The organism is Kribbella sp. NPDC059898, from assembly GCF_042730855.1.
Taxonomy (GTDB): Bacteria; Actinomycetota; Actinomycetes; order Propionibacteriales; family Kribbellaceae; genus Kribbella.
In genome coordinates, this window is the sequence record NZ_JBHWKR010000005.1 from 335,554 (window position 1) to 359,597 (window position 24,044).

Here is a 24,044-nt window from a genome sequence, read left to right on the forward strand (position 1 = left end):
ATCGGGATCACTATGTAGGCAGCTGCATTGGGGGGAACCATGAAAGCTGCTTACCGAGTGCTGGCCGGTCTCGTGGCGATCGGCGTGGTGCTGCAGGCGATGTTCATCGCGTGGGGATTCTTCACGGTGGGGAAGGACATCGACGGCGGCGCGGTGTTCGACAAGAACTCCAGTGATCCGGCCGGCCTGGCGCTGCACGGGATCTTCGGGTCGATGGTGATCCCCCTAATCGCGTTGCTGCTGCTGATCGTCTCCTTCTTCGCGAAGGTCGACGGCGGGATCAAGTGGGCACTGTACGTGGTCGGGCTGGTGGTGCTGCAGATCGCGCTGGCGTTCGCGGCGTTCGCCGCTCCGGTCGTCGGGGTCCTGCACGGGGCGAACGCCCTCGCATTGCTGGCCGTCGCCGGGATCGCGGCCCGCCGGGCCGCAGGCGCTCCAGCCGCGGCCGGTGCCGAGTCCACCAAGACGACCGCATAGATGCCGTTGGCAACTTTTCGGCGACCACGGCGGCGGGTCGGCGTCGACGCATGTCCACCACACCACGGACGTCAGCCAGCTCACCAGCCCGGTCGACCGGACGCCTGACGTCACGGTGGACCTGGTGGCACGCAAGGAACGCTTCGACATCCCCGGCCGCGGCCCGACCGACGGGTACACGTTGAACCACACGTCGCCGGGGCCCCGGATCGTCGCACAGCAAGGGGATCTGGTGCAGGTCACGCTGCACAACGAGAACATCGCCGACGGCATGACCCTGCACTGGCACGGTGTCGACGTACCGAACGCCGAGGACGGTGTCGCGGGCGTGACACAGAACGCGGTGCAGCCCGGCCAGCCGTACGTGACGGCACAGGACGTCGTCGCGGCCGTGCACACGTACGGCAAGATCCGGACGGTCAACGGTGAGTACGGCGAACGTCGCGTGCCGGCACCGGGACCGACGGCCCGCGTCCGGCTGGTCAACACCGACAACGGGCCGATGGCGGTCTGGGTCGATGGTGCGCCCTACAAAGTGCTGGCGGTCGACGGCACCGACGCGAACGCGCCGACCACGCTCGTGATCGGGAACGGCGACGCTCCGGCCGGGCCGGCACCCGCGGATCGGGTCGACCTGCTCGGTCACGGGTCGCCGAAGCCGCTCGGTTTCGACCCGGCGAAGGCGGACCGGCTGCTCCGGTACGACATCGGCCGGCACTTCGGGTTCTTCGACGGCAAACCCGGGCGTGAAGGCCTGCCCCACGCCACCCAGGGCCTCGTCACCCACCTGATGTACACCGGCGTAACCACGAAATACCACCTGGGCGGCCCGTCCGCGAATCAGCCCGAGTAGATCGGTCGCCCGACCGTGAGTGCGGTTCGTAGGACGTCGGGCAGGGTGTTGAACGCCGAGTCGGGCTGGGTTCCGGTGGCGTCGAGTGTTTTCGAGAAGAACGCGCGGGCTGCTGCGGCGAGGGCTACGTCCAGTACGTCGGTGTCGGTCAGGCCGAGCGCCTTCAGTTGGTCGACGTCCGCCTGGGTGACCGTGTCGGCGCCCAGCGCGACCTGGCGGGCGAAGGCCATCACCGCGCGGTCGACCGGATCGTTCGGCGGTTCTTCGGTCAGGGCCGCAACCTCCTCGGCGGTGTAGAACTTGTCCGCCAGTACCTGGCCGTGCGCGAGGCTGCAGTAGCTGGACTTCAGTGCGGTCGCCGCGGCCAGCGTGGCGAGTTCGTAGCGGCGCAGGTCCATCGACTCCTTGATCGCGCCGTTCAGCTGCTTCCACGCTTCGTACACGGCAGGTCGCGCAGCGAAGGTGCGGACGAAGTTGGGCACGTGCCCGGCCGCTGCTCGGTTCGCGTCGAAGAACGTGGGATCCTCGGGCGTCCTGATGAAAGCCATGTTGGTCCCCCCTCTGTGGCTTCTCTCACGGTAGGTGCGGCATACCGATCCGGCAACGGCCCTGGGGAGTCGGCACCGTCGACTGGGTATGGTTCACCCGGTCAGTCGTGAGGCGGAGGTGGTCGGAGTGCGGCGAGTGCTCGCCGTAGCGCTGGCGGTGGTGGCGGGGGCGTGCTGCCTGACCGCCTGTGCCTCGGACCCGGCGCCGACCGATGTCGCGGTGGCCTGGGCGCCCAAGGGCCGCTCGGCGGTCGTGGTCACCTGGAAGGACACCGGGCAGCCGAACCGGATCACGATCGAGGGCGTGCTCAGCGAGAGCCCGTCGTACGTGAAGTACATCCCGGCCGGCGACCCGAACCGGTGGGAGATCCCGACTTCGGAGTTCCCGCCGGACGGGAACTACAAGATCGTCCTCGCGACCGGTACGTCGCAGGGCGGTGTGACCAGCAAGCCGTCCAAGTCGCCGGTCTTCGACACCGACGGCCCGGTGCGCCCGAGCGCGGCCACCGTCGCGCAGCAGGGCCGCGGCGTGCTGATCCGCTGGTCGGTGCCGGTCGCGCCGCAGGACTTCACCCCGAACGACCCGCTGGACGTGACGGGCAAGAAGACCCAGCGGTACGTGCCGATGATCGGCCGGCCGGGGGAGATGCTGACGGCGATCGGCCCGGCGACCACGGCGAACCAGCAGCTGATCAAGAGCATCAAACCGCCGTACGTCTTCCAGCTCCGCGCGCAGAACGAGTGGAGCGCCCGGGCCGGCGGCGACGTCCTCGGACTGACCAGCACGATCAGCGGCGTGGTCCCGCCGAAGGCGCAGTACGGCGTCCCGATCCGGGCCCGCGGACGGGTCATCCTGCACCAGGTCTCGTGCGATCTCGATTCGCCGTGCATCACCCGGCGGGCGACCCCGGCCGGCGTACCGGTCGTGGTGCTGACGCAGGTCACGCCCGGCGCCCGCTGGACCCCGGCGGCCCGGGGCGCGACGACCGGAGGCGGATACTACGACATCGCCGTACCGACGTCCGGGAGCCGGCCGTACAAGATCACCGTGCCGGTGACGGCGAAGGGCGGCTCGTTCACGGGTACGTCGACCAGCAGGCCGGGGTACACCAAGACCGTGGTGCGGATCGCGTCCGCCGGGTTCGTGGGCGGGGACACCGCGAAGGCCAAGGGCTCGATGGTGACTGTCTCCGTCGCGGTGCTGCCGGCCATGAACACGACCGTGATGCTGCAGGCCTGGAACCGGCAGACCCGGCGGTGGATGCCGGCGAAGGCGCTGGCAATGCGGAACGGGAAGGCCGCGCTGGCGTTCAAGGCCGCGCAGCCGGGCGACTTCGTCTACCGGATCGTGGTGCCGGGCGGGATGATGTTCGGCCGGCCGATGGACGGGATCGTCACCCCGCAGCTGCAGCTACACGTCCGCTGACTCGACCGCCGCGGTAGCTGCCGACTCGGCCTGCTCGCGGCGGCGCTTGCGGACCTTGTGTACGACGTAGAGCCCGACCGCGAGCACCGCGATCGCGATCAGCGCGCCGACCGAGACCCGGCCGAAGATCTTGTCGGCGTTGTCGCCGATCTTGTACGCGACCACGCCGATCGTGGTCGCCCAGGCGATGCCGCCGGCCGCGTTCGCGGCCAGGAACCGTGGGTAGTGCATCCGCAGCATGCCGGCCATCGGGCCCGCGAAGATCCGCAGCAGCGCGACGAACCGGCCGAAGAACACGGTCCAGACGCCGTACTTGTGGAAGTACTTCTCGGCCTTGACGATCCGTTCCTCGGAGAAGTGGTGGAACCGCCGCCCGAGCCGCTCGAACAGGCCGCGACCCGCCTTCCGGCCGATGAAGTACCCGATCGAGTCGCCGACGATCGCGCCGAGCGCGGCCGCCAGGATCACGAACTCGATCTTCAGGTGGTGCTGCGAGGCGAGCAGCGCCGCCGCGATCAGCGTGGTCTCACCGGGCAGCGGCACCCCCATGCTCTCCACGCCGATGACGAGTCCGACCACCAGGTACGCCAGCACGGCGACACCGGTCGGGATGGCGATGGCCTGAGCGATCAGCAGAGGTTCCCCCATGCACCCATAGTGACATCGAGAGACAACCGATGTGGTGTAGGGGCAACTATCTCGGGGTGATTTCAGGGTCGTGCCCGTTCTCGGACGGGACCTCCAACGCAATCTTCGGTGCCTCGCCGGTGAACGCCTTCGTGACGCTCTGCAGCGCCGACGTGACCTCGGACGGGATCACCCAGAACGTGTTGCCGGGGCCCTTCGCCAGCTCGGGCAGCATCTGCAGGTACTGGTACGCGAGCAGCTTCGGGTCCGGGTCGTTGCGGTGGATCGCCTCGAACACCGTGTCGATCGCCTTCGCCTGGCCCTCGGCCCGCAGGATCGCCGCCTGCCGGTCGCCCTCGGCCGTCAGGATCCGGGACTGCCGCGCGCCCTCGGCGTTCAGGATCGCGGCCCGCTTCTCCCGCTCGGCCCGCATCTGCTTCTCCATCGACTCCTTGATCGACGCCGGCGGCTCGATCGCCTTCAGCTCGACCCGGTTCACCCGGATGCCCCACTTGCCGGACGCCTCGTCCAGGACCCCGCGCAGGATCGAGTTGATGTGCTCGCGCGACGTCAGCGTCTTCTCCAGGTCCAGCGCGCCGATCACGTTCCGCAGGGTGGTCACGGTCAGCTGCTCGATCGCCTGGATGTAGTTCTGGATCTCGTACGCCGCGGCGCGCGGGTCGGTGACCTGGAAGTAGAGCACGGTGTCGATGTGCACGACCAGGTTGTCCTCGGTGATGACAGAGTTCGGCTCGAAGGACACCACCTGTTCGCGCAGGTCGATCAGCTGGCGGGGGCGGTCGACGAACGGGATCACCACGTTCAGGCCGGGTTCCAGCGTGCGCAGGTACCGGCCGAGGCGCTCGACGTTGCTGGCCCGGGCCTGCGGGACGATCCGCACGGTCCGCAGTACCAGCACGACGGCGAGCAACGCGACGACGATTCCGATGATCAGTTCGGCCATGGTTCCTCCTGGGGATGGACGAGGGCGGTTGCCCCCTCGATGGCGAACACGTCGACCCGGGTGCCCGCGGGGATGTGCAGGTCGGGGTCGTAGGACCGGGCGCTCCATTCCTCGCCGCCGATCCGGACCCGGCCGGCGTCGCGGTCACAGGCGGCCAGTACGACGGCCTCCCGCCCGACCAGTGCCGCGACGCCGGTGCGCAGGCCCGGGTGGCCGGTCAGGTGCCGGCGCGCCACCGGGCGGACCAGCGTGATCATGGCGCCCGCGGTGACCGCGAACGCCACCACCTGGAAGCCGATCCCGAGCCCGATCGCGCCGACCCCGGCCGCGGCCACCGCGGCGACGGCGAGCAGGAGCAGGTCGAAGGTCGCCGTCATCAACTCGGCCGTGCCGAGGACGGCCGCGACGATCGACCACAGGATCCACGACTGCATGCGGAGCACCTCTACTTCGAAGGTACTCCGAGATACGAAACCAGGCAGCTAACGGTTCAGCTCTGCTCCGGGCTCGGCACCACGGCGATCAGCGTGCTGACCTGCCGCGACCCCGGCGCCGGCCCCTTGGACGACCGCTTCTTCTCGAACCGGTTGATCACCTCGGTCAGCTCCTTGCCGAGTTCCTTCGCCTCGTCGTGGTTCAGCCACAACCGGGATCGGCTCAGCGAGCTGACGTCGTCCCACGGGTCGTCCGCGTCGATCTCCGCGAACATGTTGATGACGGCGTCCGCCGTACTGCGGACCATCGCCTGGCCGGCGGCCCGGCCGGCGCCCGTCGACTGCGAGGAGATGACCAGGCTCCGGGCCGGCGCCTTCCAGGGGCGTTCGCGGCCGTCGGCGGACTCGTCGGCGCGCTGGATGATGCCCCACTTCTCCAGTGCGCGCAGGTGGTAGCTCATCGCCGATGGGGTCAGCCCGGCGAGTTCCGCGCATTCGGTCGCGGTCAGCACCTTGCCGTTGAACAGCTCGTCGATGACCCGCTGCCGGGCCGGATGCGCGAGCGCGCGGATTGCCCGCGGATCAGTGATCACCAGCCGTTTCTTCGTACCCACGAGGTCAGCGTAGCGAACCGCTTGACGGCGTCAAGTCTGAAGTGTTTACTTCACAACTATGAAGCAACCACTTCAGACCTCGATCTGGTCGTACCGCGACATCCGCCTGGTCCTGCCGGCTCGCGCGCTGTCCTACGCCGGCGACTCGATCGCGATGATCGCGCTGATGCTGCGGGTCTCCGACAGCCACGGTCCGGCCGGGGTGACCGCGCTGCTGCTCGCGTTCGCCGTACCGACGGTCGCGATGATCCCGTTCGCGGGCCGGATCGTGGACGGGTACGACTCGCGGACCGTGCTGGTCTGGTCGGGGTTGCTGCAGGTGGCCGCGGGCATCGGGCTCGCGTTCGTGAACGACCTGGTGCACACGATCGCGCTGGTCTGCGTACTGCAGATCGGCCAGGCGGTCGCCGGTCCCGCGTGGGGCGCGCTGATCCCGCGGATCGTCGGCGAGGAGCTGGTCGGCCGTACCACCGGGGCCAGTCAGGCGCTGATCGGCGTCGCGACCCTGGCCGGCTCGGCCGCGGGCGGGGTCCTGGTCGGCGGGGCCGGCAGCCGCGATGCGCTGCTGGTCGACGCCTCGACCTTCCTGGTCCTGGTCTTCGTCGCGCAGCTGGTCCGCACCCGCCGTCGCCCCGAGCCGGGCAGCGAGGTCGAGAAGGGTGGCGTGACGGCCGGGCTGCGGGCGATCTTCGGCGACAACATCCTGCGGATCCTGGTGCCGGCGCTCTGGCTGTTCGTGGTGGTCGGCGAGGCGGTCAACGTGGTCGAGGTTTTCCTGATCACCGGCGAGCTAGGCCTCGGCCCCGCCCTCTATGGCGCCGCGGGCGCGGCCACCGGCCTCGGCGCCATCGTGGGCTCGTCGTACACCGGCCGCTTGCACTCCGACGGAACGCGCTCCCGGGCTGTCATCGCGGGTATGGCTGCCATCGGTGGTTCGTGCGTCCTGATGGGCGTGGCCGGCAACATCGTCACGCTGATGATCGGTGCGACCACGATCGGTATCGGCAGCGGAATGCTCAACGCCGCGACCAGCTCCCTGATCGTGACAAGGTCCGCCGAGAACGTCCGCGGCCGGGTGATCGCCGCCCTGAACGGCACGGTCCGCACGTTCAGCATCCTCGCCCTGCTCCTGGGCGGTACGGCGGCCGCGCTGCTCGGTCCGCGCGGGACGTTCGTCACCTGTGGTCTGGCCTGCGCGGTCGCGGCGGCGGTCGCCGGCGTGCTCGTCGTACGAACAAAGGATTCGGAGCTGGAGGCCGTCAGTCACTAGCCTTAAGGCATGACTGATACACACGTGGACCCGGTGAACCCCGACAGCGGGCAGGACGACCTGCCCGAGCAGATGCGGGTTCGCCGGGAGAAGCGTGACCGCCTGCTGGCGGAAGGAGTGCCGCCATACCCGATCTCGGTGCCGCGGACGCACCTGCTGAAGGACCTGCGGGCGAAGTACGACGCGCAGGAGCTGGAGGCCGACACCAGGACCGGTGAGCAGGTGTCCGTGACCGGCCGGGTGATCTTCCTGCGCAACACCGGCAAGCTCTGCTTCGTACGGCTCCGCGAGGGCGACGGGACCGAGCTCCAGGTGATGCTGTCGCTGGCCGACCTGGGCGAGGAGGAGCTGGCCCGGTTCAAGCAGCTCGTCGACATCGGCGACCTGCTGGCGGTCCAGGGCGAGGTGATCACCAGCCGGCGCGGCGAGCTGTCCGTGCAGGCCACCGCGTGGCAGATGGCCGCGAAGACCCTCCGCCCGCTGCCGAACGAGCACAAGCCGCTCAGCGAAGAGGCCCGGGTCCGGATGCGGTACGTCGACCTGATCGTCCGCCCGGAGGCCCGGGACATGGTCCGCGCCAAGGCCGCCGTACTGAAGGCGCTGCGGCAGACGTACGACGACCACGGCTTCGTCGAGGTCGAGACGCCGGTGCTGCAGCTGACCAACGGCGGTGCCGCGGCGCGCCCGTTCGCGACCCATCTGAACGCGTTCGACCAGGAGATGAAGCTCCGGATCGCGCTCGAGCTGGACCTGAAGCGGGCGATGATCGGCGGCGTCGACCGGGTCTACGAGATCGGCCGCACGTTCCGTAACGAGGGCCTGGACTCCACCCACTCGGCGGAATTCTCGATGATCGAGGCGTATCAGGCGTACGGCGATTACGACACGATGGCCGAGCTGATCCAGGAGCTGATCCGGAACTCCGGCCGCGCGATCGGCCGGACGACGGTCACCGGGCGCGACGGGCAGGCCATCGACGTCGAGCAGCCGTTCCGGCACGCGACGCTTTTCGGGCTGCTGTCCGAAGCGGTCGGCGAGAGCGTCGACGTGACCACCGACCTGGCCACGCTGCTGAAGTTGGCCGAGCAGCACGAGGTCGAGCTCCAGCCCGGCCGGAATGCCGGTGAGATCGCCGTCGACTTGTTCGAGAAGCTCTGCGAGCACACGCTGATCCAGCCCACGTTTGTCCGCGACTATCCGGAGTCGGCGCGGCCGCTGGCGAAGCCGCACCGGGAAATTCCGGGACTGGTCGAGGCCTGGGACCTGTTCTTCAACGGCGTCGAGCTCGGGGTCGCGTACTCGGAGCTGAACGACCCGGTGATCCAGCGCGATCGCCTGGAGGCGCAGTCGATCCAGGCCGCGGCCGGCGATCCGGAGGCGATGGAACTCGACGAGGACTTCCTCCGCGCAATGGAATTCGGCATGCCGCCGGCCGGTGGTATGGGGATGGGCCTCGACCGGTTGGTGATGCTGCTCACCGGGACCGGTATCCGGGAGACGATTCTGTTCCCGTTGCTCCGCCCGGAGTGAATCTGGTAGTTGCATAGCACAACGGACCGGACCAGCAAATTCAGGGTCGAATTGATTCCGGTCCAGCCGGTTTCAGAACCCGTGAATACTCTTGGTCACGACGCTTGCGCAGTGTTGATGAATGACACGGGCCCGGTTTGTGCGGTACAAATCAGGTGCTAACAATTCGGCGCGGAAAGGTTGTCATCGATGGCGCAAAGGGTGCAGGTGGTTCTCGAGGACGATCTCGACGGCGGTAAGGCCGACGAGACCGTCACATTCGGGCTGGACGGAACGACCTACGAGATCGACCTGTCCAAGAAGAACGCCGCAAAACTGCGCGACGCGCTGGCCGCGTACGTCGGCAACGGCCGCCGGGTGGCCGGCCGCCGGGGCGCGGCGGGCCGGGCCCGCGGGCGCGGCGGCCGTTCGGCCTCGGACTCCGCGGACATCCGGGCCTGGGCGAAGGAGAACGGGTACGACGTCAGCGAGCGCGGCCGGATCTCCGCCGAGGTGCGCGCGGCGTACAACGACGCGAAGTAACTCCCCGCCTCGCTCCGCTCGGCGGGGTGGGTGGGTTTTACACTCCCGGCCTCGCTCGGTGGGGTGGGTAGGTTTTCAGTTGTCGCCGGTCCTGGCGCCCAAAGGGGGTGTCAGGGCCGTCCGCATTCCGGTTGTTTCACAGAGTGGGACGCGGGCGTGTCGGCTCCGGTGACTGACCGGACAGGTAGTTCGCGGAATTCGCTGGTGGCGAACAAGCTGTCCTGCCGCGGTCACGCGGGAACACGCTGGAGATCCGGTCGGTTGTTCCCTTGTGATGCCCACCGGGCAGCGACCGGAAGCGTGATCGGGTGTTCGCCGAGAGCGAGCCTGTCGGTGCCGGGGACTAGCATGCATGTACGGGGGTCGGCCAACACGGCACGTCCGACTCCTCTGAGGCAAGGAGCGCTTTGGCGATGTTTGAACGATTTACGGACCGCGCCCGTCGGGTAGTCGTCCTGGCTCAGGAAGAGGCCAGGATGCTCAGCCACAACTACATCGGGACCGAGCACATCCTGCTCGGCCTGATCCACGAGGGTGAAGGGGTCGCCGCCAAGGCTCTCGAGAGCCTGGGTATCTCGCTCGAGGCCGTTCGCTCCCAGGTCGAGGAGATCATCGGCCAGGGGCAGCAGGCACCGAGCGGGCACATCCCGTTCACCCCCCGCGCCAAGAAGGTGCTGGAGCTCTCCCTGCGTGAGGCCCTGCAGTTGGGCCACAACTACATCGGCACCGAGCACATCCTGCTCGGCCTCATCCGCGAGGGTGAGGGTGTCGCCGCGCAGGTCCTGGTCAAGCTCGGAGCGGACCTGAACAAGGTCCGGCAGCAGGTCATCCAGCTGCTCAGCGGGTACCAGGGCAAGGAGACCACCGCGCCCGGCACCGGGAACCAGGGCGACGCCCCGAGCAGTTCCCTGGTGCTCGACCAGTTCGGCCGGAACTACACTCAGTCGGCCCGCGAGGCGAAGCTCGACCCGGTGATCGGCCGGGAGACCGAGATCGAGCGGGTCATGCAGGTGCTGTCCCGGCGTACCAAGAACAACCCTGTCCTGATCGGTGAGCCGGGTGTCGGCAAGACCGCCATCGTGGAAGGTCTGGCCCAGCAGATCGTCCGTGGTGACGTCCCGGAGACGCTGAAGGACAAGCAGATCTACTCCCTCGACCTGGGCGCACTCGTAGCTGGGTCCCGTTATCGCGGTGACTTCGAGGAGCGCCTGAAGAAGGTGCTGAAGGAGATCCGCACCCGCGGCGACATCGTGCTGTTCATCGACGAGATCCACACCCTCGTCGGGGCCGGCGCGGCCGAGGGCGCGATCGACGCGGCGAGCATCCTGAAGCCGATGCTGGCCCGCGGCGAGCTGCAGACGATCGGCGCCACCACCCTCGACGAGTACCGCAAGTACGTCGAGAAGGACGCCGCGCTGGAGCGCCGGTTCCAGCCGATCCAGGTGGCCGAGCCCTCGATCGCGCACACGATCGAGATCCTCAAGGGCCTCCGCGACCGGTACGAGGCGCACCACCGGGTGACGATCACCGACGCCGCGCTGGTGAACGCGGCCCAGATGGCCGACCGGTACATCTCGGACCGGTTCCTGCCGGACAAGGCGATCGACCTGATCGACGAGGCCGGTGCCCGGTTGCGGATCCGCCGGATGACGGCTCCGCCGGACCTGCGCGAGTTCGACGAGAAGATCGCGACGGTCCGCCGGGAGAAGGAGTCGGCGATCGACGCGCAGGACTTCGAGCGCGCCGCCCGGCTGCGGGACGACGAGAAGAAGCTGATCAACGCGAAGTCCGAGCGTGAGAAGCAGTGGAAGGCCGGCGACATGGACGTCGTCGCCGAGGTCGACGAGGAGCTGATCGCCGAGGTGCTCAGCACCGCGACCGGCATCCCCGTCTTCAAGCTGACCGAGGAGGAATCCTCGCGGCTGCTGGACATGGAGAAGGAGCTGGCCAAGCGGTACATCGGCCAGGTCGACGCGGTCAAGGCGCTGTCCCGCTCGATCCGGCGTACGCGCGCCGGCCTGAAGGACCCGCGCCGCCCGAGCGGCTCGTTCATCTTCGCCGGCCCGTCCGGTGTCGGTAAGACCGAGCTGTCCAAGGCGCTGACCGAGTTCCTGTTCGGCGACGAGAACGCACTGATCAGCCTCGACATGTCGGAGTACTCGGAGAAGCACACGGCCTCCCGGCTGTTCGGCTCGCCTCCGGGGTACGTCGGCTACGAAGAGGGTGGCCAGCTGACCGAGAAGGTCCGCCGCAAGCCGTTCAGCGTGGTGCTGTTCGACGAGGTGGAGAAGGCCCACCCGGACATCTTCAACTCGCTGCTGCAGATCCTGGACGAAGGTCGCCTGACCGACGCCCAGGGCCGCGTGGTCGACTTCAAGAACACCGTGATCATCATGACCACGAACCTCGGTACCAAGGACATCGCCCGCGGCAGCCTCGGCTTCTCGCAGGCCAGCGACACCGTCGGCGGGTACGAGAAGATGAAGTCGAAGGTGACCGAGGAGCTGAAGCAGCACTTCCGCCCGGAGTTCCTGAACCGCGTCGACGAGATCGTGGTCTTCCACCAGCACACGATGGAAGACATCGTCAAGATCGTCGACCTGATGGTGGCCCAGATCGAGCTGCGGCTGAAGGACAAGGACATGGGCATCGAGCTCACGCCGGCGGCGAAGGAACTCGCCGCGAAGCGTGGTTTCGACCCGGTCCTGGGTGCTCGCCCGCTGCGCCGCGCGTTGCAGCGTGACGTGGAGGACGTGCTGGCCGAGAAGATCCTGTTCGGGGAACTGCGTCCCGGCCAGATCGTCCTGGTCGACGCGGCACCGGAAGGCACGGTCGACGCCGACGGCCTGACCCAGTACTTCACCTTCACCGGGAACCAGCGGTCCTCGACCTCCGACCTGGAGCTCACCGACCTGACCACCGGCGGCGGTAGCACCGGCGTTCAGGACTCCTGATCGGCTGATCCGCACCAGGGCCCCACGCTTCGGCGTGGGGCCCTGGTCGTTTGTCATCGAGGTGTCATCGAGATTCCAGCAGGCCGGCGGACGCTGACCACAGCGGACACCTACCGGCCTCGCAAAGGATCCTCGATGAACAGACTGATCAGTCTCGCGACAGCGGTCACGCTGCTCGCCGTACCCCTCGTCCAGAGTGCTCGCGCCGACACCGCGGGTCGAACGCTGACGGTGGCGAAGTCGGGTGCACAGTTCAGCACCATCCAGGCCGCCGCCGACGCCTCCCGGCCCGGGGACACCATCCTCATCTCGGCCGGCACGTACCAGGAGGCGCTGACGCCTCGGAGCGGTGCGGCCGGGAAGGAGATCGTGTACCGGGCCGCACCCGGCGCCCACGTCGTACTGGACGGGAAGAAGCAGTTGGCGTCCGGCGACGGGCTGCTCGACCTGGACGGCAGGTCGTGGCTGCGGTTCGAGGGCATCAGCGTCACCAATTCGCCGACCCACGGCGTGTTCGGGTCGAAGGCGTCGCACATCACGTTCCTGCACTGCGAGGTGGCGTCGTCGTCGAACGGTGGGCTGGTGATCCTCGGCGGCAGCGACATCGTCGTGGACGGCTGCGACGTACACAACAACAACGACAAGGGCACCGGCGCCTCGCACGAGGCGATCACGATGGGCGAGGGCACGACCCGGTTCGACGTCTTCGGCAACCACGTGCACGACAACGGCGAAGAGGGCATCGACGCCAAGTACGACGACGACGCCCGGGGCGCGATCCACGGCAACTCGGTGCACGACAACCGCGGGCCGAACATCTACGTCGACTCGTCCACCGGCGTCCTCGTGTACGCGAACACGGTGTACGGCGCGAAGGAGTCGAGCAAGGCCGGGATCGCGGTCGCGGTCGAGGACTACTCGTCGTCGCGGAAGGCGCAGGACATCCGGATCTACAACAACGTGTCGTACGGGAACGCGGGCGGCGGCATCTCGTTCTGGAAGGAGAGCAGCGGGACGATCTCCGGGATCAGCATCGTCAACAACACGATCGCGAACAACCCGCGGCCGGGGATCGTCGGGGCGTCGGAGGTGTCCGGAGCCGGGAACGTCGTACGCAACACGATCTTCGCCGGGAACGACGCCGGGATCGGGGGCGGGTTCGCGGCCGATCACAACCTGACGGGTGATCCCGGGTTCGTCGATCCCGCGGCCGGGGACTTTCATCTGAAGGCCGGCTCGGGGGCGGTCGACGCGGGGAGTCCCACCGGGGCTCCGGCGAAAGACCACGACAGGGTGACGCGTCCGCAGGGTGCGGGCGTCGACCTCGGAGCGTACGAAACCCCCACCGGCGGCACGCCGAAGCCGACCCCGAAGCCGACCCCGACGCCCACGCCGACGCCCACGCCGACGCCCACGCCGACTCCGTCTCCGACGCCGACTGTGGGGCCGACGTCCTCTCCTCGGCCGACGCCTACCACTCCGCCGGGTACGGGGTTCGATCCGCGGCAGCCGGGGCCGGGGGACCTGTTCACCGGGGCGGACGGGTCGGCGGACTACTTCCGCTCGGTGATCCCGGCCGCGCCGCGGCTCGACCCGAACTCGGCCGCGATCGTGAACAGCATCGGCGGCGACACCCCGCGGGTGAACGGCCCCGAGTGGCAGATCACCGTGTACACGGCGAGCAACGCGGATCCGCTGTACCACCCGGCGTTCAGCCAGGACTGGGGCTGCTCGGTCGGCGACGGCATCCACATCCCCGACTACGCGACCCGCGAGGTCCCGTCCCCGGGTGACGAGTGGATCGTCGTCTACAACAAGGACGACAAGACGGTGAAGTCGATCTGGGGCGCGAGCAAGGAGAGCGGCACCTGGAACGGCTCCTGCGGCGGTACCTGGCCGGCCGCGAGCGGCGGCGGCAGCGAATCGAAGACGTCGGGCGTCGGCACCGGCGCCGAGGTCCAGGCCGGCGCGGGCTTCATCCTCAACAGCGAGGTCGAGACCGGCGCGATCAACCACGCCCTGTACTTCACCTCGACGACGAGCTGCGGTACGTTCCGCGCCCCGGCCGGCAAGTCCGACGGGAACGGCTCGGGCGCGTCGTGCGTACCGATGGGCGCCCGGCTCCAACTCGACCCCGCGGTCGACTGCGCCGCCCTGCCGGGGGCGTCGAGCGGCGAGAAGATGATCTGCGTGACGCTGCAGAAGTACGGCGGCTACGTCCTCGACAGCGGCGGCCCCGGCCCCCTCAGCGGCATCGGCGTAGCCGGCGACGACCTGACCGACCCCGCCCGCTCCCCCTGGCAACACCCCGGCGACGGCATGCGCCCCGGCGGCATCCTCGCCAACGCCGGCCTCACCGGCTCCCTGACCCACATCCCCTGGACCCACCTCCAAGTCCTAGCCACCTGGAACGGCAAGTAGTCCCGGCCCTTCAACCACCGACAAGCCCCCGCGTGGAAGCGCGGGGGCTTGCCGGGCTCTTCGCGATCGGCGGGGGTAGTCAGGGGCTGGCCCCGGCAGCCGCGACAGTCGAGGACGCGAAGACCAACAGGACGTACACCCCGGCGACACCCTCCACAGGCCGTGCCTGAGCCTGCACGCAACGGTCTGCGGACCGACACCTCCTGTTGATCTTCACCCCCGCCCACGCCTGCAACCCACCAGGACCGGCAACGACTGCCGGTTGGAGTGGTACAGGCCGCATTGGGTTCTTGACGAGTGGCCAGTACTGCGGGGTGTTGCGGCGTACCGGGAAGACACGCGGGATTTGCGCGGAGGCTACTGATTGGTCGTATCGTCCTGCGGAGCGTGATCATTCCGATGGCACTACGACTCGCGCTCGCCGAGGTTTCGATGGGAAGATCGCGCGACTGCTGCCGAAGCAGTTACCTACCGCCTGTCTACCGCGTTGTAACCCTGTGACCACGCTGTTCGGACCCGGACTGTCGGAAAGGGGGCCGGTGATGGAATCATCTCGTCGCATGGACGCTCCGCGTCTGCCGCTGACCCAGGAACCGGTCGCCGACACCGGTTCCTTTGGCGTGCGGCAGGCGGGCGGGGTGCTCGAACGGGCGCAGCGGATCGCCGACACGCTCCGCGAGCAGGCCGAGCGGGAGAACGACCTCGCCCGCGACGAGGCGAGCCGGATCCGGGCCGCGAACGAGCGGCTGAAGGCCGAGGCCGACGCCGCCGCGAAGAAGCTCCGCGCCGACGCCATGACCGCCGCCCAGCGGGTCCTGAACGACGCCGAGCGGGCCGCCGAGCAGCTCCGTACCGAGTCCGAGGCCGACGCCGCCCGGGTCCGCTCCGAGGCCACAGAGGCCGCCGCCCGCCTCCGCGCCGAATCCACCGCCGAGGCCGACCGCGTCCAGTCCGAAGCTGCCGCGGCCGCCGCCCAGCTACAGGCCGAATCCACCGCCGAGGCCGACCAACTCGTCTCCCGCTCCACAGTCGAGGCCGAGCGAGTACGCCGGGACGCTGCCGCCACCGCGGACCAGCTGACCTCCGAGTCCACGGCCGAAGCCGAGCGGGTACGTCGAGACGCTGCAGCCGTTGCCGACCGACTGACTTCCGAGTCGACCGCCGAAGCTGAGCGGGTACGCCGGGACGCTGCCGCCGCCGCGGAGCAGCTGACGTCCGAGTCCACGGCTGAGGCCGAGCGGGTCCGCGCCGAGGCCGCTGCGGCTGCGGACCGGATGACGACCGAGGCGGAGGCCCTCGCCGAGCGGCTGCGGACCGAGAGCGAAGCGGCCGCCGCAGCGCTGAAGGGGGAAAGCGAAGCCGCGGCAGCCGCGGTGACCGCCGCGAGCGAGGCTGCGGCGGCGGCGTTGAAGGAGAAGAGCGAGACCGAGGCGGCCGCGCTGACCGCGGCGACCGAAGCCGCTGCCGAGAAGCTACGGGCCGAGTCGCAGGCAGCCGCCGATCGGCGGATCAAAGAGGCCGAGGTCGCGGCCGAGCGGGTCAAGGACGAGGCCGACGAGCTGCTCGAGGACGCGCGGATGGCGCGCGAGTCTGCGCAGACCGCGGTCGACCGGGCCGGCAAGGAAGCACAGCAGCTGGTCGCGGACGCGGGCGAGCAGGCCGCGCTGGTGTCGCAGGCCGCCGTACGCAACGAGGCCGATCTGATCGCCCGTGCCGAGTCCGAGGCGAGCGAGCTCCGGGCCGCGGTCGAGCGCGAGGTCGAGGCCGCCCGGGAGAAGTCCCGCGTCGAGATCGCCGAGGCGCACGCCGAGATCGAGCGGCTGCGCGGCGAGAACCGGACCGAGGTGGAGCGCCGTACGGCGGAGCTCGAGGAGACCGAACGCGCCAAGCTGGCCGCGATCAAGCTGGAGATCGACAAGCTCCGGGCCGAGGCGGTCGCGGAGATCGCCGAACGCAAGGCCGAGACCGAGGCCGGCAACGAGCGGCTGATGGCCGACGCTCGCGCCCAGGCCAAGCTGGTGGTCGACTCGATCGACGCGGACCGGCGGGCGGCGACCGGCGAGGCGCAGCGGATCGTCGACGAGGCGAACCAGACCGCCGAGGCCGCGCTCGCGGAGGCCGAGAAGCAGACCGCGTGGAGCAAGCAGACCGTCGACGGCCTGATCGCCGCCGCGGAGGCCGAGGCGCAGTCGGTCCGCGACCGGGCCGCCGCCGACGCGGCCGAGCTGCTGAAGCAGAAGCGCGCGCACCTGCGCCGCGTGGTCGGCCGCTCGACCAGCCGGCTGAAGCAGACCCAGGAGTCGATCGCCAAGGAGAACGCCGAGCTGACCCAGCTCGCCGAGACCACGCTGTACTCGGCCGGCGAGCAGGCGGAGGCGAAGCTGGCCGAGGCCGAGAAGCAGGCCGCGAAGGTGACCGCCCAGGCGCAGGCCCGCGCGGACCGGCTGAAGACGACCGCGGCGGACGACGCCCGGGAGATCATCGAGCGCGCGAACCGCCGCGAGGCCGAGGCCGAGGCGAGTACGCAGGTACTGCGGGAACGCGCCGCGAACGACCTGTCCGAGGCGCAGCGCCAGTCGCACGAGCTGATCCGGAGGTCCCGCGCCGAGGCCCAGCAGATCGAGGCCCAGGCCCGCGAGCACTCCGACGACCTGCGTGCGCAGGCCCGCAAACTTCTCGCCGACGCCGAGGCGAGGGTCGCGGCGCTGAACCAGCGCCGTGATGAGATCACCAAGGAGCTCACCCAGCTTTCGGGTGTGATCGAGGCACTCGCTGTACCGGGGTTCCGCCCAGGTGGTGGAATGTCCTCCAGTGAGGGTTCCACGGGGGAATCAGGATGAGGACGTGACAGTCAGATCCTTGTCAGTGACAATGTGTGATCCACCCACCCATCGAAGTGAGCATCGGAAAACATGAGCAGTGAAAGCCCAACCCCGTTCCGTACCGTTCTGCGTGGCTACGAGCCTGCCCAGGTGGACCAGCACATCCGTGAGCTGACCACCTCCCTGACCGCGTTGCAGCAGCAGTCCGAGCAGCTGCAGCGGCACGTTCAGGAGCTGCAGTCCCGCACGGACGCTGCGGAGGCGGCTGTTATCTCCGCCCAGGAGGACTCGAAGGACCGCGCGCCGACGTTCACCGAGTTCGGTGAGCGGGTGGCGAAGATCCTGTCGCTGGCCGACGACGAGGCCCGTGACCTGGTGACCCGCGCTCGCACCGACGCGGAGGCGATCGTCGCCGATGGCGAGTCGCACGCGAAGAAGGTCCGCAAGGAGGCCGAGCAGTACTCCCTGGACTGGAAGAGCGAGGTCGACGCCGAGGCCGCCCGGATCCTCGAGGAGGCCCGGACCCAGGCCGACGACATGCGTGACGAGGCCGAGCGCGACGCGACTGCGCGCCGTAGCGAGGCCCAGGCGCTGTACGAGCAGGAGCGGGCCAAGTCCGCGCAGGCCGCGGCCGCCTTCGAGACCACCCTGGCCGAGCGCCGGGGCAAGGTCGAGCAGGAGTTCGCCGCCCGTACCGCGCTGGCCGAGCAGCAGCTGGCCGCCGTCACCGACCGCGCTGCTCAGGTGCAGCGAGAGGCCGACCGGTCGCGCTCCGAGGCCGAGCGGTTGTCCCAGCAGCAGCTGGCCGACGCGAACCGGCAGGCCCAGGAGATCGTCGCCGCCGCGAAGGACAAGTCCGAGCGGATCCGCGCCGAGTCCGAGCGTGAGCTCGCGGCCGCGACGCAGCGCCGGGACAGCATCAACGCGCAGCTGACCAACGTCCGCCAGATGCTGGCGACGCTGTCCGGCCAGCCCGCGATGCCGCTCGACCTGCTGGCCGACGACGACGCGGACGCCACCACCGGCAGCAAGAAGAACTGAAACACCAACCCCGTGAGAAGCCGGCTCGACCCCTCGAGCCGGCTTCTTGGTTGTTGTGGGCAGTTATTGGTGAGGAACGGCTGAGGGGCAACGGACGTTGGAATCAAACCCGTCAGCGGGAGATGGTTCTGCGGGCATCGACCCATCGGGACCAGGATCTCGCTGACGCAGCTGAAGCACAGGGGCTGCAGGTTCGGTCGACGGCGGTGGGGATGGCGCTGCGTGCGGCGCCGGCGCTTGAGGTGCCCGGCGAGGTCGAGTTGGTTGCTGGGGACGTCGGCGGGTTTGCTGCCGTGCATCGCGAGGTTGTTGCCGACGTTGGTGCCGTTCCGCAGTTTGCGAGTGCCGACGTGTTGCGTGCGACGTCGACGGTGGTCGCTTACGTGGACGGTACGGCGGTGGCGTGTGCGATGGCCGTACGCAGTCGGCGTACGGCGGGGGTCTACTGGGTTGCGACCCGTCCAGCGGCGCGGCGGCGTGGGTATGGGCGGCTGGTGACGGCTGCTGTGGCTCGTGCTGGGTTCGAGCAGGGGGCCGAGGTTGTCGTACTGCAGGCGACCGTGATGGGGGTGCCGGTTTACGAGCGGCTCGGGTTCGAGGGGTTCACGGAATACCGGCGGTTCGGTCAGGCCGGGAGGCGGTAGTGGGCGTTGGCGAGGGGTTCGACCAGGCCGTCGGCTACGAGGCCGTCGAGGGCGCGTTCGCGTTGGGGCGCGTGCGGCCAGGTGGCGTCGAGGGCTGACTTGGGGACCGGCGTGGACGCGGCGCGGAGGACCGCGAGGAGGCGGCCGCGGGCCTGGCGGTCGGTGCCTTCGTAGGTCTGGCCGCGGCGGGGCGGGCCGTCGTACGGCGGGCTGCCGGCCAGGATCCAGGCACACTGCGAACGGATCGGGCAGTCCGCGCAGTTCGGCGTACGGGCGGTGCAGATCAGTGCGCCGAGCTCCATCGAGGCGACGGCCCACTTGGCGGCGGTCGGTTCGTCGGCGGGCAGGGCGCTGACGGCGAGGCGCTGGTCGGCGGCGGTGGGGGAGACAGTCGGCTGCGCGACACCCGTCAGCGAGCGGGCGAGGACGCGCCGTACGTTCGTGTCGACGACCGCGTGCCGCTGGCCGAAGGCGAACGACGCGATCGCGGCCGCCGTGTACGTCCCGACCCCGGGCAGCGCCAGCAGGGCCTCGTGGTCGTCGGGGACCTCGCCGCCGTGACGCTCCACGATCGCCTGAGCGGCCGCGTGCAGGCGTAGGGCGCGCCGGGGGTACCCGAGCCGGTCCCAGGCCCGCACAGCCTCACCAGGGGCCTCTGCGGCCAGGTCTGCCGGTGCCGGCCACCGCTCCAGCCACCGTCGGTACGCCGGGAGCACCCGGTTGACCGGCGTCTGCTGCAGCATGAACTCGCTGACCATCACCGCCCACGCCCCGGCCCCGGGTTCCCGCCACGGCAGCACCCGCTTGTTGGCGTCGTACCACTCCAACACCCGGTCATGGAGGGCTAACGGCGAGCCTGAGTGGTCCAGCACAGTGCCGATATTAGAGTGCGCTTCATGAGCAGTCTGCTCCGTCCGGTCGGGCACCTGCCCGCCAGCGTGTACTGGTTCCGCCGGGGACTTGTGCTCGCGGTCGTTGTGGTGCTGATCATCCTGATCTCGAACCTGTTCGGCGGCGGCGGTGACGCCCAGAACGCGGCCGCCTCGGATCCGCGGCCGAACCCGACGACCGCGCCGCCGGCCTCGGCCCCCAGTACGACGCCGACCGCCTCCACGTCCTCGAAGCCGACCAAGAAGCCGACCGAGACCCCCACGCCGAAGCCGACCAAGACCACCCCACCCACGGACCTCCCGTGCAAGGGCACCGATCTGAACGTCGCCGCCCTCCCGGCGAACCGGAAGATCGTCTCCGGCTCGATGCTGAACTTCGTCGTCCAGCTGACCCCGTCCGGCGACGGCTGCAAGGCGACCACCGACAACCTGACGATCACGGTGACGTCCGGAACGGACCTGATCTGGAGCACCTCGCAGTGCGAGAAGGCGATCCAGAACGCCACCCTCGTCGTTGCCAAGGGCAAGCAGTCCGCGGTGACGGTGCCGTGGGACGGCCACCGGTCCAGGCCTGGCTGTCTTCCGGGTCAACCGGTGGCCAAGCCTGGAACCTATGTCGTCAAGGCCGAGTACGACGGCCGCCTGTCGGGCGCCCAGGCCTTCCAGGTCGTCTGATCAGTTCGCTTCAGCGGCAGCGGTCTCCGGCTGCTTCCGCAGGTGGCTCGGTGCCGTGAACAGCAGCGCCGCGACCAGCCCGATCAGCAGCACCAGCGCGGGCAGTACGAGCGACTGCGCCATCGAGTCGCTGAATCCCTGCCGTACCACCGCCGGCAGTCGCCCGCCGGCGAAGCCCTCCGCCGACCCGCCGCCGCTCATCCCGGGCAGGTTGTGCGCCAGCCGCGACTCCATCAGTACGGCGATGCTCGCGCTGCCCAGCACCGCGCCGACCTGCCGCGTCGTGTTGTAGACGCCGGCGCCCGCACCGGCCTGGTGCATCGGGAGGTTCCGGGTGGCCGTCGTACCGAGCGGTGCCCACATGAACCCGTTCGCGACCCCGAGCAGCGCGATCGGCAGCAGCAGGTGCCAGATCGGTACGTCGGGCTCGATCACCTGGCTCATCCAGAACATCGACACCGCACAGCACGCCAGCCCGAACCCGGCGATGAACCGCGGCGGCGTCCGGTCCACCAGCCGGCCGACGAACGGCGCCAGCGCCCCGGAGATGACCGCCATCGGGACCAGCAGCAGCGCCGACCGGGTCGGCGACAGCCCGCGGACCGCCTGCGCCCAGAGCATCAGCGGGAACGCCATCGCGGTGATCGCGAACCCGACCGTGGTGATCGCGACGTTCGCCAGCGAGAAGTTCCGGTCCTTGAACAACCCGAGCGGCAGCAGCGGCTCGCCCTTGTTGCGGGCCTGCCAGATCACGAAGGCCGCGAGTACGACGACACCGGCGATGATCAGCCCCCATACCGAGATCGGGCCGGTGATCGTGCCCCAGTTGTACTTCTGCCCCTCCTGGATCCCGAACACCAGCAGGAACAGCCCGGCCGCGCTCAGCACCACGCCGACCAGGTCGAACTTGTGCTCGTGGGTCGGCAGGTCCGGCACCAGCCGCAGGGCCAGGAAGAAGCCGACCACGCCGACCGGCGCGTTGATGAAGAAGATCCACTGCCAGCCGAGGCCGTCGACCAGCACGCCGCCGAGGATCGGGCCGACCAGCGTCGCCACGCCGGCGGTCGCGCCCCACAGGCTCATCGCCCGGCCGCGCTGGTTCGGCGGGAAGATCCGGGTGATGACGGCCATCGTCTGCGGCGTCATCATCGAGGCGCCGAGGCCCTGGAACACCCGGGCCACGATCAGCAGCTCGATCGAGTTGGTCAGGCCGCACCACACCGACGCGAGCGTGAACAGCGCCAGCCCGGTCAGGTACAGCTTCTTCGGGCCGATCCGGTCGCCGAGGCGCCCGGTGATCAGCAGCGGTACGGCGTACGCGAGCAGGTACGCGCTGGTCACCCAGACGACCGTGCCGACGTCCGATCCGAGGTCCTCGAGGATCGCCGGGGTGGCGACCGAGACGATGGTCGAGTCGACCAGGATCATGAAGAAGCCGAGCACCAGGGCCCACAACGCCGGCCACGGCCGGATCTCCGGCCTCACTGTGTCTTGCGGGACAGCCATTCCAGTTCCTTGCTCTCGATACGTTCGATGGTGTCGGCGAGCCATCCGCGCTCGGCCGCGATCTGGCCCCGGACGTAGTCCGCGGCCATCCAGTACCGCTCGGGTACGCCGGACGCCCGCGCCAGGCCGATCGCCTCGTCGACGTCGGCCAGCCAGCTGTCCAGGTCGTCCGCCCGGCGGCGGAGCCGCAGTACCGCGTCGTCGGCCTCGAGGTTGTGCGCCTCGCTCAGGACCACGGGGAACAGCGGGTACTCGTAGACGAAGTTCTCCAGCCCGCTCTCCACCCGGCGGGTCAGTGCCTCGTTCCCTTCCGGGGTGATCTCGTACGTCGTCCGCTCCGGGCGGTTGCCGGCCCGCTCGGTGCCGATCGCCCGGACGTACTGCTGGCCGGCCAGCCGCTCGACGGTGTGGTAGAGCGAGCCGGGCCGGGTCTTCACGATCCGGTTGTTGTGACGGCTCAGCAGCAGTTGGTACATCTCGTACGCGTGCATCGGCCGCTCGTTCAGCAACGCCAGCACCGAGATCGCCAGTGGGGTGAGCTCGGCCATGATCCTCCCAACGGAATGTTCCATGTGGAGTATTCGCCTGCGCGGCCGGAAACGCAAGACGCCTCCGGTCCTTTCACGAACCGGAGGCGCCACGTAACTCTCAGTGCTTAGACGTACCGTTCCAGGATGCTCGACTCGGCCAGTCGGGACAGCCCCTCGCGGACCGTGCGGGCGCGGTTCTCGCCGACACCCTCGACCGTCTGCAGGTCGTCGATGCTTGCCGCGAGCAACTTCTGCAGGTGACCGAAGTGGTCGATCAGCCGGTCGATCACGGCGCCCGGCAGGCGCGGCACCTTGGCCAGCAGCCGGTACCCGCGCGGCGTGACGGCCGCGTCCAGCTGCTCGGCGCCGCCGATCTGCAGCGCCCGGGCGACCTGGCCGATGTCCAGCAGGTCGGTGGCGCTGACCGCGTCCAGCTCGAGCAGTACGTCGTCGGCGGTCTTGGCGCGCTTCCCGGTGGCCGGCGGGAGGTAGTCGCGGACGACCAGTTCGCGTTCGCCGGCGACACCCGCGACGAGCTCGTTCAGCTGCAGCGTGAGCAGCCGGCCGTCGGTGCCGAGCTCGACGACGTACCCGTCGATCTCGGTGGCGATCCGGCGGACCATCTCCAGCCGTTGCGCGACCGCGGCGACGTCCCGGACCGTGACCAAGTCCTCGATCTCCAGCGCGGACAGCGTGCCGGACACCTCGTCCAGCCGGAGCTTGTAGCGCTCCAGCGTGGCGAGCGCCTGGTTCGCCCGGGACAGGATCGCGCCGGAGTCCTCGAGCACGTAGCGCTGGTCGTCGACGTACAGCGCGATGATGTGCATCGACTGCGACACCGAGATCACCGGGAAGCCGGTCTGCCGGTGCACGCGGTCGGCGGTGCGGTGCCGGGTGCCGGTCTCCTGGGTCGCGATCGCCGGGTCCGGCATCAGGTGCACGGCCGCCCGGATCAGCCGGGTCGCGTCGCGGTCGAGGACGATCGCGCCGTCCATCTTGCTGAGCTCCCGCAGCCCGGTCGCGGTGAACTCGACGTCGATCTCGAAGCCGCCGGTGGAGATCGCGTCCACGGCCTTGTCGTGACCGAGCACGATCAGCGCGCCGGTCCGGCCCCGCAGAATTCGTTCCAGGCCTTCGCGTAGTTCGGTACCGGGAGCCACTGCCGCGAGCGTCGCGCGCAGCTTGGCGCCGGGGCTGTTCTTGTCCGTGTTCGCCGCCACGGAACCTGAGTCTATGCGGTTCGGCGCACGCAGTTGTGCGGATATCCGCACACTCGCCGCGAACCGCAGCCGCGGT

21 protein-coding genes are annotated in these 24,044 nt (G+C 69.5%); 12 read left to right on the top strand and 9 right to left on the bottom strand.

What is annotated here, in order from left to right:
• The first annotated feature begins 39 nt into the window (after nt 1–39).
• A complete protein-coding gene (locus tag ACFV9C_RS18755; protein WP_380195153.1) occupies nt 40–477 on the top strand; it encodes a DUF6220 domain-containing protein in 438 nt (145 codons plus the stop codon).
• Nucleotides 478–601: 124 nt separating this feature from the next.
• On the top strand, nt 602–1,330 hold the full coding sequence (locus ACFV9C_RS18760; RefSeq protein ID WP_380195155.1) for a multicopper oxidase domain-containing protein: 729 nt from the start codon (nt 602–604) through the stop codon (nt 1,328–1,330).
• On the opposite strand, the gene ACFV9C_RS18765 is transcribed toward ACFV9C_RS18760, so the two are convergent.
• Nucleotides 1,318–1,878, bottom strand: a complete 561-nt coding sequence (locus tag ACFV9C_RS18765) for a carboxymuconolactone decarboxylase family protein (protein ID WP_380195156.1) — start codon at nt 1,876–1,878, stop codon at nt 1,318–1,320. The genes ACFV9C_RS18760 and ACFV9C_RS18765 overlap by 13 nt on opposite strands.
• Nucleotides 1,879–2,005: 127 nt before the next feature.
• Between ACFV9C_RS18765 and ACFV9C_RS18770 the strand changes: the two genes are divergently transcribed.
• Entirely contained in the window at nt 2,006–3,304 is a 1,299-nt protein-coding gene (locus ACFV9C_RS18770; protein WP_380195158.1) for a hypothetical protein, read from the top strand.
• Here the strand turns inward: ACFV9C_RS18770 and ACFV9C_RS18775 are convergent.
• Genes ACFV9C_RS18775 through ACFV9C_RS18790 form a run of 4 tightly spaced genes read right to left on the bottom strand, consistent with a single transcriptional unit; the run spans nt 3,290 to nt 5,943 of the window.
• Nucleotides 3,290–3,952, bottom strand: a complete 663-nt coding sequence (locus tag ACFV9C_RS18775; RefSeq protein ID WP_380195159.1) for a DedA family protein — start codon at nt 3,950–3,952, stop codon at nt 3,290–3,292. The genes ACFV9C_RS18770 and ACFV9C_RS18775 overlap by 15 nt on opposite strands.
• 46 nt (nt 3,953–3,998) lie before the next feature.
• Entirely contained in the window at nt 3,999–4,895 is an 897-nt protein-coding gene (locus tag ACFV9C_RS18780; protein WP_380195160.1) for an SPFH domain-containing protein, read from the bottom strand.
• A complete protein-coding gene (locus ACFV9C_RS18785) occupies nt 4,883–5,329 on the bottom strand; it encodes an NfeD family protein (protein ID WP_380195161.1) in 447 nt (148 codons plus the stop codon). The genes ACFV9C_RS18780 and ACFV9C_RS18785 overlap by 13 nt, the downstream gene beginning before the upstream one ends.
• 56 nt (nt 5,330–5,385) lie before the next feature.
• Nucleotides 5,386–5,943, bottom strand: coding sequence for an ArsR/SmtB family transcription factor (locus ACFV9C_RS18790; protein ID WP_380195163.1), 558 nt, complete (start codon nt 5,941–5,943; stop codon nt 5,386–5,388).
• Between the two features lie 58 nt (nt 5,944–6,001).
• On the opposite strand from ACFV9C_RS18790, the gene ACFV9C_RS18795 reads away from it, so the two are divergent.
• The 8 genes from ACFV9C_RS18795 to ACFV9C_RS18830 all read left to right on the top strand — a co-directional run bounded on the left by ACFV9C_RS18795 (nt 6,002) and on the right by ACFV9C_RS18830 (nt 19,147).
• Nucleotides 6,002–7,213, top strand: a complete 1,212-nt coding sequence (locus ACFV9C_RS18795) for an MFS transporter (protein WP_380195164.1) — start codon at nt 6,002–6,004, stop codon at nt 7,211–7,213.
• 9 nt (nt 7,214–7,222) lie between these two features.
• A complete protein-coding gene (lysS, locus tag ACFV9C_RS18800; RefSeq protein ID WP_380195165.1) occupies nt 7,223–8,743 on the top strand; it encodes a lysine--tRNA ligase in 1,521 nt (506 codons plus the stop codon).
• Nucleotides 8,744–8,932: 189 nt separating this feature from the next.
• A complete protein-coding gene (locus ACFV9C_RS18805; protein WP_380195167.1) occupies nt 8,933–9,265 on the top strand; it encodes an Lsr2 family protein in 333 nt (110 codons plus the stop codon).
• A gap of 413 nt (nt 9,266–9,678) precedes the next feature.
• Complete coding sequence (locus ACFV9C_RS18810; protein WP_380195168.1) at nt 9,679–12,219, top strand: ATP-dependent Clp protease ATP-binding subunit; 2,541 nt, start codon at nt 9,679–9,681, stop codon at nt 12,217–12,219.
• 135 nt (nt 12,220–12,354) lie between these two features.
• The gene (locus ACFV9C_RS18815) at nt 12,355–14,640 is read left to right on the top strand and encodes a right-handed parallel beta-helix repeat-containing protein (protein ID WP_380195170.1); all 2,286 of its coding nucleotides are present in this window, start codon (nt 12,355–12,357) and stop codon (nt 14,638–14,640) included.
• A gap of 560 nt (nt 14,641–15,200) precedes the next feature.
• Entirely contained in the window at nt 15,201–17,480 is a 2,280-nt protein-coding gene (locus tag ACFV9C_RS18820; protein ID WP_380195172.1) for a kinetoplast-associated-like protein, read from the top strand.
• 72 nt (nt 17,481–17,552) lie between these two features.
• Nucleotides 17,553–18,503 carry a DivIVA domain-containing protein gene (locus ACFV9C_RS18825; RefSeq protein ID WP_380195174.1) on the top strand — a complete coding sequence of 317 codons (951 nt, stop codon included), beginning with the start codon at nt 17,553–17,555 and terminating at the stop codon, nt 18,501–18,503.
• A gap of 212 nt (nt 18,504–18,715) precedes the next feature.
• Nucleotides 18,716–19,147, top strand: a complete 432-nt coding sequence (locus tag ACFV9C_RS18830; RefSeq protein WP_380195176.1) for a GNAT family N-acetyltransferase — start codon at nt 18,716–18,718, stop codon at nt 19,145–19,147.
• Here the strand turns inward: ACFV9C_RS18830 and ACFV9C_RS18835 are convergent.
• Nucleotides 19,129–19,977, bottom strand: a complete 849-nt coding sequence (locus tag ACFV9C_RS18835) for an A/G-specific adenine glycosylase (RefSeq protein ID WP_380195178.1) — start codon at nt 19,975–19,977, stop codon at nt 19,129–19,131. The two genes, ACFV9C_RS18830 and ACFV9C_RS18835, sit on opposite strands and share 19 nt — an antisense overlap.
• 66 nt (nt 19,978–20,043) lie before the next feature.
• On the opposite strand from ACFV9C_RS18835, the gene ACFV9C_RS18840 reads away from it, so the two are divergent.
• Nucleotides 20,044–20,712: a hypothetical protein gene (locus ACFV9C_RS18840; protein ID WP_380195180.1), complete on the top strand. Its 669-nt coding sequence runs from the start codon at nt 20,044–20,046 to the stop codon at nt 20,710–20,712.
• Here the strand turns inward: ACFV9C_RS18840 and ACFV9C_RS18845 are convergent, their stop codons facing one another.
• The 3 genes from ACFV9C_RS18845 to disA all read right to left on the bottom strand — a co-directional run bounded on the left by ACFV9C_RS18845 (nt 20,713) and on the right by disA (nt 23,968).
• Nucleotides 20,713–22,218 carry a DHA2 family efflux MFS transporter permease subunit gene (locus ACFV9C_RS18845; protein ID WP_380195181.1) on the bottom strand — a complete coding sequence of 502 codons (1,506 nt, stop codon included), beginning with the start codon at nt 22,216–22,218 and terminating at the stop codon, nt 20,713–20,715.
• On the bottom strand, nt 22,194–22,766 hold the full coding sequence (locus ACFV9C_RS18850) for a PadR family transcriptional regulator (RefSeq protein ID WP_380195183.1): 573 nt from the start codon (nt 22,764–22,766) through the stop codon (nt 22,194–22,196). Before ACFV9C_RS18850 ends, ACFV9C_RS18845 begins: the two co-directional genes overlap by 25 nt.
• 107 nt (nt 22,767–22,873) lie before the next feature.
• Complete coding sequence (gene disA, locus ACFV9C_RS18855; protein WP_380195185.1) at nt 22,874–23,968, bottom strand: DNA integrity scanning diadenylate cyclase DisA; 1,095 nt, start codon at nt 23,966–23,968, stop codon at nt 22,874–22,876.
• Nucleotides 23,969–24,044: the final 76 nt, after the last annotated feature.